The sequence below is a fragment of the Pantoea sp. Pa-EAmG genome (assembly GCF_030024295.1).
Lineage (GTDB): Bacteria > Pseudomonadota > Gammaproteobacteria > Enterobacterales > Enterobacteriaceae > Pantoea > Pantoea dispersa.
On the sequence record NZ_JASEWO010000188.1, the window covers coordinates 1 to 7,937 of the forward strand.

Below are 7,937 nucleotides of genomic sequence, written 5' to 3' on the forward strand. Positions count from 1 at the left end.
GTGTTGTTATCAAATCGTTAACGAAAATGTGGTCTATCTTTAAGCTAAACCTTGCACTCTCTGAGGTTTAGCAGAAGAGCCCATAAAAGGAGGAGTTATGTCGTTAACGTTACGTGAGCAGAGTCAGGATGCGCTGGAAGTAGGGGCAAAAAAATATCATTACTACAGTTTGCCGAAAGCCGCTCAGCAGGTCGGTGACATCGATCGCTTACCAAAATCCCTCAAGGTTCTGCTGGAAAACCTGCTGCGCTGGCAGGATGAAGATTCCGTAACGGCAGCAGATATTCAGGCGCTGGTGGCGTGGCAGCAAACTGCACATGCCGATCGCGAAATTGCTTATCGTCCGGCGCGCGTATTAATGCAGGATTTCACCGGCGTACCGGCCGTGGTTGACCTGGCGGCGATGCGTGAAGCCGTTAAGCGGCTGGACGGTGATGTGGCGAAAGTTAACCCGTTGTCACCGGTCGATCTGGTGATTGACCACTCGGTCACGGTCGACCATTTTGGCGATGACGATGCGTTTGAAGAAAACGTGCGCCTGGAGATGGAACGCAACCACGAACGCTACGTTTTCCTGCGCTGGGGGCAAAAAGCCTTTAACCGTTTCCGCGTCGTGCCGCCGGGCACCGGTATCTGTCATCAGGTCAATCTGGAGTACCTCGGTAAAGCCATCTGGCATGAAACGCTGGACGGCAAAGAAGTAGCTTATCCGGATACGCTGGTCGGTACCGATTCCCATACCACCATGATTAACGCCCTGGGCGTGCTTGGCTGGGGCGTGGGCGGCATTGAAGCTGAGGCCGCCATGCTGGGCCAGCCGGTTTCAATGCTGATTCCCGATGTGGTGGGTTTCAAGCTGACCGGCAAACTGCGTCCCGGTATCACCGCCACCGACCTGGTATTAACCGTGACGCAGATGCTGCGCAAGCACGGGGTGGTCGGTAAGTTTGTCGAATTCTACGGTGACGGACTGGCCGATCTGCCGCTGGCGGATCGCGCAACCATCGCCAACATGGCGCCAGAATATGGCGCAACCTGCGGTTTCTTCCCGATTGATGAAGTAACGCTCAGCTACATGACGCTCACCGGGCGCGATGCGCAGCAGGTTGAGCTGGTGGAAGCCTATGCAAAACAGCAGGGGCTGTGGCGTAAACCGGGCGATGAACCCATCTTCACCAGCACGCTGGCGCTGGATATGGCTGAAGTAGAATCGAGCCTCGCCGGTCCGAAGCGTCCGCAGGATCGCGTCTCCCTCGGCGACGTACCGGCGGCCTTTGACGCCAGTAACGAGCTGGAAGTGAATCACGCGCAGAAGCCGCACAAAACGGTCAGCTATCTGGACAGTGAAACCGGCGACCGCATCCAGCTGGATGATGGTGCCGTGGTGATCTCCGCGATTACGTCCTGTACCAACACCTCGAACCCCAGCGTCTTAATGGCGGCTGGCCTGCTGGCGAAAAAAGCCGTCGAGCGCGGGCTGATGCGCAAACCCTGGGTAAAAGCCTCGCTGGCACCGGGATCAAAAGTGGTGTCCGACTATCTCGCCGTGGCGCAACTGACCCCGTATCTTGATGAGCTGGGCTTTAACCTGGTGGGTTACGGCTGTACCACCTGCATCGGTAACTCCGGCCCGCTGCCGGATGAGATCGAAAGCGCGATCAAAGAGGGCGATCTGACGGTGGGTGCCGTGTTGTCCGGCAACCGTAACTTTGAAGGGCGCATCCATCCGCTGGTGAAAACCAACTGGCTGGCGTCTCCGCCGCTGGTGGTGGCGTATGCGCTGGCGGGCAACATGAAGATCAATCTGCAGACTGACCCGATCGGTCAGGATCAGCAGGGCAATGACGTCTATCTGAAGGACATCTGGCCATCGCCGGAAGAGATTGCCGCATCGGTGCAGAAAGTTACCAGCGACATGTTCCATAAAGAGTACGCCGAGGTTTTCGACGGCACGCCCGAGTGGCAGCAGATCAAAGTCAGCGAAGCCGCCACCTATGACTGGGACGAAGGCTCAACCTATATTCGTCTGTCACCGTTCTTTGACGATATGGAAAAAACGCCGCAGCCGGTGCAGGACATTCACGGCGCGCGCATCCTGGCGATGCTCGGTGATTCGGTGACAACCGACCATATCTCTCCGGCTGGCAGCATTAAAGCGGAGAGTCCGGCGGGGCGTTATCTGCTGGCGCACGGCGTTGAGCGTAATGACTTCAACTCGTATGGCTCACGACGCGGTAACCACGAAGTCATGATGCGCGGTACTTTCGCCAACATCCGTATTCGCAACGAAATGGTGCCTGGCGTCGAGGGCGGTTATACCCGGCACTATCCGAGCCAGGAACAGCTGGCTATCTACGATGCGGCGATGAAGTATCAGGAGGAGGGCGTGCCGCTGGCGGTGATCGCCGGGAAAGAGTACGGCTCCGGCTCCAGCCGCGACTGGGCGGCGAAAGGTCCGCGCCTGCAGGGCGTGCGCGTGGTGATTGCCGAATCGTTCGAGCGTATTCACCGCTCTAACCTGATCGGCATGGGCATTTTACCGCTGGAGTTCCCGGCGGGCGTGACGCGTAAGACGCTACAGCTGACCGGGGAAGAGCGTATCGATGTGGCAAATCTGGCGCAGCTGCAGCCCGGCTGCAGCGTCCTGGTGACGCTGACGCGGGCTGACGGCAGTCAGCAGACGCTGGATACTCGTTGTCGTATCGATACCGGTAATGAGCTGACCTATTACCAGAACGACGGCATCCTGCATTATGTGATACGCAATATGCTCAACTAAAAAACAAAGCCGGGCATGCATGCCCGGCTTTATTATTGACGCTGACAGCGTGTGTCACTGAAGCGCTTTGCAAGTGCGCGCACCGCCGCATTACGATTTCGGCAGCAGATGCCCCATCTTCTCGGCTTTCGTATCGAGATAGTGCGCATTTTTCGGGTTACGGCCAACGATCAGCGGCACGCGCTCAACGATATTGATACCCGCTTCTGACAGGATCTCGACTTTGCGCGGATTGTTGGTCAGCAAACGCACTTCATTGATGCCCAGCAGTTTAAACATGTCGGCGCACAGGGTGAAGTCACGCTCATCGGCGGCAAAGCCCAGCTGATGGTTCGCTTCCACCGTGTCGTAGCCTTTGTCCTGCAACGCATAGGCGCGAATTTTGTTGAGCAGCCCGATGTTGCGGCCTTCCTGACGATGGTACAGCAGCACGCCGCGTCCTTCTTCCGCAATGGCGGTCAGCGCCGCTTCCAGCTGGAAGCCGCAGTCGCAGCGCAGGCTGAACAGCGCATCGCCGGTGAGACATTCGGAGTGGACGCGCGCCAGCACCGGATTGTGATCGCTAATATCACCATAAACCAGCGCGACGTGGTCGTGGCCGGTTGCCAGTTCTTCAAAACCAACCATCAGGAAATCTCCCCATGGCGTGGGCAGTTTGGCTTCTGCTACCCGTTTAAGCTGCATGTGACTCTCCAGAACCTTCAGAGGATGCGCTATCATCATGATAACGCACGGGCCCGACTGGCCCGACAAAACTGACAATATTGTGCCACAACCTTCACCCGGGCCGTTAATCAGTCAGAGTTATTGTAGTGATAAAGCACAATTATCTAAGCCGCAACGGGTATGTTATTCTTTTTTCAACTAAAGTTATGCAATACGCCTGTCAGGTCGTGAAACAATAAAGGAACGAGATGTTAAAAATTGTGCAACGCACCACGCTGGGCGCGTTTTTATTACTGCTGATGCCGCTGGGCGTATGGCTTTCCGGCTGGCAGTGGCAACCGGGGGAGAGCGGGCATCTGTTGCGCGTGCTGTTCTGGATCACTGAAACCGTCACCAGTCCGTGGGGCACGCTGACCAGCCTGATTCTGAGCTGCTGGGTATTATGGTGCCTGCGCTTCCGCCTCCGGCCGGCCATTCTGTTGTTGATTATCATGAACGGCGCCATTCTCGCTGGTCAGTCGACCAAAACCTTTATCAAAGAGCAGGTGCAGGAGCCGCGGCCGTATGTGGTCTGGCTTGAGCACAGCCACGGCGTCAACGAACAGCAGTTTTATCAGCTGAAACGGCAGCAGCGCGGCGAAATGGTGTCCGCCTTGCTCGCCAATGATACAAAGCTGCCCGCCTGGTTAAAAAATCACTGGGCGTTTGAAACGGGCTTTGCTTTTCCGTCTGGCCACACCATGTTTGCCGCCAGCTGGGCGCTGCTGGTGATTGGCCTGTTATGGCCGCGCCGGCATATTGTTACGGTGGTGGTGCTGTTTGTCTGGGCTACGCTGGTCATGGGCAGCCGGCTGGTACTGGGCATGCACTGGCCGCGCGATCTGGTGGTCGCGACGCTGATCTCGTGGCTGCTGGTGACGCTGGCAACCTGGCTGGCACAGCGCTTTTGTGGCCCGCTCAGCGTGCCGCCGGAAGAGCAGCGTGAGATTGCCGGGCGCGATGACGGATTGTAATTTCTCCCTTTGCCCCCATATGATTGATTGTACTTGCAGAAAGGGCACTAACTGCTGCGCGGATAAGCAGCAACAGCGGCACTTTTTTGGCATACTCTACCGGATAACCTCACGACAGGACGCATTGTGAAATATTTGCTGATTTTTCTCGTGGTTTTGGTCATTTTCATCATCTCCGTTACGCTCGGAGCGCATAATGACCAGATTGTCACCTTCAACTATCTGCTGGCGCAGGGCGAATTCCGCATTTCAACCTTGCTGGCCTGCCTGTTTGGTGCCGGATTTTTGCTGGGCTGGGCGATCTGTGGCCTATTCTGGCTGCGCATTCGTGTTTCGCTGGCGCATGCACAGCGTAAACTGAAGCGCATGCAGGCGCAAAATGAACAATCTGCTGCGGTAAATAGCACCTCCACTGCAGTGCGTCGGGATTAATGTTCGATGCTTGAATTGCTGTTTCTGCTTCTTCCTGTCGCGGCGGCGTACGGCTGGTATATGGGCCGCCGCAGTGCGCAACAGGATAAGCAACAGGAAGCTAACCGTCTGTCACGTGAATACGTGGCTGGGGTTAACTTTCTCCTTTCTAATCAGCAGGATAAAGCGGTCGATCTGTTCCTCGATATGTTGAAAGAGGACAGCGGCACCGTTGAAGCCCACCTGACGCTCGGTAACCTGTTCCGTTCGCGCGGCGAAGTCGACCGCGCCATCCGCATCCACCAGTCGTTAATGGAAAGCGCGTCGCTTACTTACGATCAGCGTTTGCTGGCCATTCAGCAGCTGGGACGCGACTATATGGCCGCCGGCTTGTACGATCGCGCCGAAGACATGTTCAGTCAGCTGATCGATGAAACCGATTTTCGTATCAGCGCGCTGCAGCAACTGCTGCTGATTCATCAGGCGACCAGCGACTGGCAGAAAGCCATCGAAGTGGCGGAGCGGCTGGTAAAACTCGGCAAAGATAAGCAAAAGGGCGAAATCGCCCATTTTTACTGCGAGCTGGCACTGCAGGCGCTGAGCAGTGACGACCTCGATCGTGCCATGAGCCTGTTGAAAAAGGGTGAAGCGGCCGACCACCAAAGCGCGCGCGTTTCCATCATGATGGGACGTATCCTGATGGAGCAGGGCGAATACGCGAAAGCGGCGCAGCGACTGCAGCGCGTGCTGGAACAGGACAAAGAACTGGTGAGCGAAACGCTGCCGATGCTGGAAACCTGCTATCAGCGGCTGGAGCAGCCTGACAGCTGGGCGCAGTTCCTGCAACGCTGCGTTGAAGAGAACACCGGGGCCGCGGCGGAACTCTATCTGGCGGACATTCTGGAGCAGCAGCAGGGGCCGGAAGCGGCGCAGCTCTACATTAACCGTCAGCTGCAGCGTCATCCCACCATGCGTGTGTTCCATCGTCTGATGGATTTCCACCTGCACGAGGCGGAAGATGGCCGCGCCAAAGAGAGTCTGATGGTGCTGCGCGACATGGTTGGCGAACAGATTCGCACTAAACCGCGCTACCGCTGCCAGAAGTGTGGCTTCACCGCGCACGCCCTCTACTGGCACTGCCCATCGTGCCGCGCCTGGTCTTCCGTTAAACCGATTCGCGGACTCGACGGCCAGTAAGCTGGCCGCGTTCGGTGATTATTTACAGCGCATAGTAGTTACAACATACTAATAGAGAAATTATCATCCACGCTTCAGCACTGTGCATCACCTTGTCAATCAGCAAGGCAATCGCCGTCGTAACGTTGTCGTGACCGGGTTGCACGGGTAGAATGCTTGCCGTTTGTCCATCGCGCCTGCGGGTGCCAGCCTCTGAGGAAACGTTATGCCTGTTACTCACTCACCGATTCTGGTGGCACTCGACTATCATGATCTCAATAGCGCACTGCAGTTCGTTGACCGTATCGATCCGGGCCAGTGCCGTCTGAAAGTGGGTAAAGAGATGTTTACCCTGTTTGGACCGTCCCTGGTGAAGACGTTGCAGGCGCGCGGTTTTGAGGTATTCCTCGATCTCAAATTTCATGACATCCCGAACACGACGGCGCATGCGGTCGCGGCGGCAGCGGATCTCGGTGTGTGGATGGTCAACGTGCATGCCAGCGGCGGGGCGCGGATGATGAATGCGGCGCGCGAAGCGCTGCTGCCGTTTGGCAGTGATGCGCCCTTGCTGATTGCGGTTACGGTGCTGACCAGCATGGACGAAGACGATCTTGAAGGTCTTGGCATCACCTTATCGCCGGCGCAGCAGGCTGAGCGTCTGGCACGGCTGACGCGCGAGTGTGGTCTTGATGGTGTGGTGTGCTCGGCGCAGGAAGCCGCGCACTTTAAACAGGTTATCGGGCAGGATTTCGCGCTGGTCACGCCGGGTATTCGCCCGGCGGGTAGCGAGGCCGGCGATCAGCGCCGCATCATGACGCCGCAGCAGGCACAACAGGCCGGCGTGGATTACATGGTGATTGGGCGACCGATCACCCAATCTGCCGATCCGGCGCAGACGCTGCAGCAAATCCTGCACAGTTTACAGGAGGGCTAATGGCTCAGGACAATCCGCTGGTTTACTCCACCGAAACCGGCCGTATTACACATAGCGAAGAGAAACCGCAGCGGCCGAAAGGCGATGGCATCGTGCGCATTCAGCGCCAGACCAGCGGGCGTAAAGGTAAAGGCGTGTGCCTGATTACCGGCATCGATCTCGATGATGACGCGCTGGCAAAGCTGGCGGCCGAGCTTAAGAAGAAGTGCGGCTGCGGCGGGGCGCTGAAAGAGGGCGTGATTGAGATTCAGGGCGATAAGCGCGATTTGCTTAAAACGCTGCTGGAAGCCAAAGGCATGAAGGTTAAACTGGCGGGCGGTTAATGAAAGCGGGCCACGCAAGGTGGCCCGATGTGACGTAGATGCGCTGCGTAGCCTGCTACAATATTATTATTAATCAACCTGATGGCCAATAATGCCGCCCACCGCAGCGCCACCGACGGTACCCAGCGCGCTGCCGTTGGTGAGCACCGATCCACCAATAGCACCGGCACCGGCGCCAATCGCCGTGTTGCGGTCACGTTTTGACCAGTTGGAACAGCCGCTCAGGGCCACCACTAACGTCGTTGCCAGCACGGCAACCGTCACGCGTTTCATTGTTGTAGTCATGGACATCTCCTTGATGGTTTGCTCAGAGGCAACTCGTTAAGTATAGATGTTACGCCCTGAAGTTGTTCGCCCGATGCACTCAGGCGGTGCTTTTCCTTCAGCCTGCACGCTGGCGCGCAGCCCTTAGCGCGCGTTGTTCACGCTGCTGGCAAAGACCATTTTGGTACCGCCGCAGGCTTGAGATAATTCTAGGCGTAAGCGGATGTGTATGCAGAAAGAAAACTCTGAAATCCTGACTCAACTCTGGGGCCCTGATAACAACTTTTCGAGATAAATCATTGATATTTTAGTGATTATCTGGAAATCTCTTCGCGTTGAAATATTAATTCTCCCTTCGCTGGGCCTGGCTA

The 7,937-nt window shown here is 56.8% G+C and carries 8 protein-coding genes; 6 read left to right on the plus strand and 2 right to left on the minus strand.

The genetic code is table 11. The features are described 5' to 3' along the window. Positions 1-97 precede the first annotated feature (97 nt). Positions 98-2,779 (plus strand): aconitate hydratase AcnA, encoded by a 2,682-nt coding sequence (acnA, locus tag QMM04_RS18945; protein WP_282996761.1) that lies wholly within the window; start codon positions 98-100, stop codon positions 2,777-2,779. A gap of 90 nt (positions 2,780-2,869) precedes the next feature. Here acnA and ribA read toward each other — a convergent pair whose 3' ends face one another. Further along, positions 2,870-3,463: a GTP cyclohydrolase II gene (ribA, locus tag QMM04_RS18950; RefSeq protein ID WP_058758620.1), complete on the minus strand. Its 594-nt coding sequence runs from the start codon at positions 3,461-3,463 to the stop codon at positions 2,870-2,872. Between the two features lie 230 nt (positions 3,464-3,693). Between ribA and pgpB the strand changes: the two genes are divergently transcribed. From pgpB to yciH, 5 genes are all read left to right on the plus strand, one after another. Beyond that, a complete protein-coding gene (pgpB, locus tag QMM04_RS18955) occupies positions 3,694-4,458 on the plus strand; it encodes a phosphatidylglycerophosphatase B (protein WP_278428379.1) in 765 nt (254 codons plus the stop codon). Positions 4,459-4,584: 126 nt separating this feature from the next. Then, positions 4,585-4,890: a LapA family protein gene (locus QMM04_RS18960; RefSeq protein ID WP_058771279.1), complete on the plus strand. Its 306-nt coding sequence runs from the start codon at positions 4,585-4,587 to the stop codon at positions 4,888-4,890. Between the two features lie 6 nt (positions 4,891-4,896). Further along, complete coding sequence (lapB, locus tag QMM04_RS18965) at positions 4,897-6,066, plus strand: lipopolysaccharide assembly protein LapB (RefSeq protein WP_058758617.1); 1,170 nt, start codon at positions 4,897-4,899, stop codon at positions 6,064-6,066. A gap of 205 nt (positions 6,067-6,271) precedes the next feature. After that, a complete protein-coding gene (gene pyrF, locus QMM04_RS18970; RefSeq protein ID WP_282996762.1) occupies positions 6,272-6,979 on the plus strand; it encodes an orotidine-5'-phosphate decarboxylase in 708 nt (235 codons plus the stop codon). Further along, positions 6,979-7,302 (plus strand): stress response translation initiation inhibitor YciH, encoded by a 324-nt coding sequence (yciH, locus tag QMM04_RS18975; protein WP_021505951.1) that lies wholly within the window; start codon positions 6,979-6,981, stop codon positions 7,300-7,302. The genes pyrF and yciH overlap by 1 nt, the downstream gene beginning before the upstream one ends. Before the next feature lie 69 nt (positions 7,303-7,371). Here yciH and osmB read toward each other — a convergent pair whose 3' ends face one another. After that, on the minus strand, positions 7,372-7,587 hold the full coding sequence (osmB, locus tag QMM04_RS18980) for an osmotically-inducible lipoprotein OsmB (protein WP_031279061.1): 216 nt from the start codon (positions 7,585-7,587) through the stop codon (positions 7,372-7,374). Positions 7,588-7,937 lie beyond the last annotated feature (350 nt).

Coding starts and splice junctions, on each gene's coding strand:
- acnA (WP_282996761.1), top strand. CDS start 98: ATGTCGTTAACGTTACGTGAGCAGAGTCAGGATGCGCTGGAAGTAGGG.
- ribA (WP_058758620.1), bottom strand. CDS start 3,463: ATGCAGCTTAAACGGGTAGCAGAAGCCAAACTGCCCACGCCATGGGGA.
- pgpB (WP_278428379.1), top strand. CDS start 3,694: ATGTTAAAAATTGTGCAACGCACCACGCTGGGCGCGTTTTTATTACTG.
- lapB (WP_058758617.1), top strand. CDS start 4,897: ATGCTTGAATTGCTGTTTCTGCTTCTTCCTGTCGCGGCGGCGTACGGC.
- pyrF (WP_282996762.1), top strand. CDS start 6,272: ATGCCTGTTACTCACTCACCGATTCTGGTGGCACTCGACTATCATGAT.
- yciH (WP_021505951.1), top strand. CDS start 6,979: ATGGCTCAGGACAATCCGCTGGTTTACTCCACCGAAACCGGCCGTATT.
- osmB (WP_031279061.1), bottom strand. CDS start 7,587: ATGACTACAACAATGAAACGCGTGACGGTTGCCGTGCTGGCAACGACG.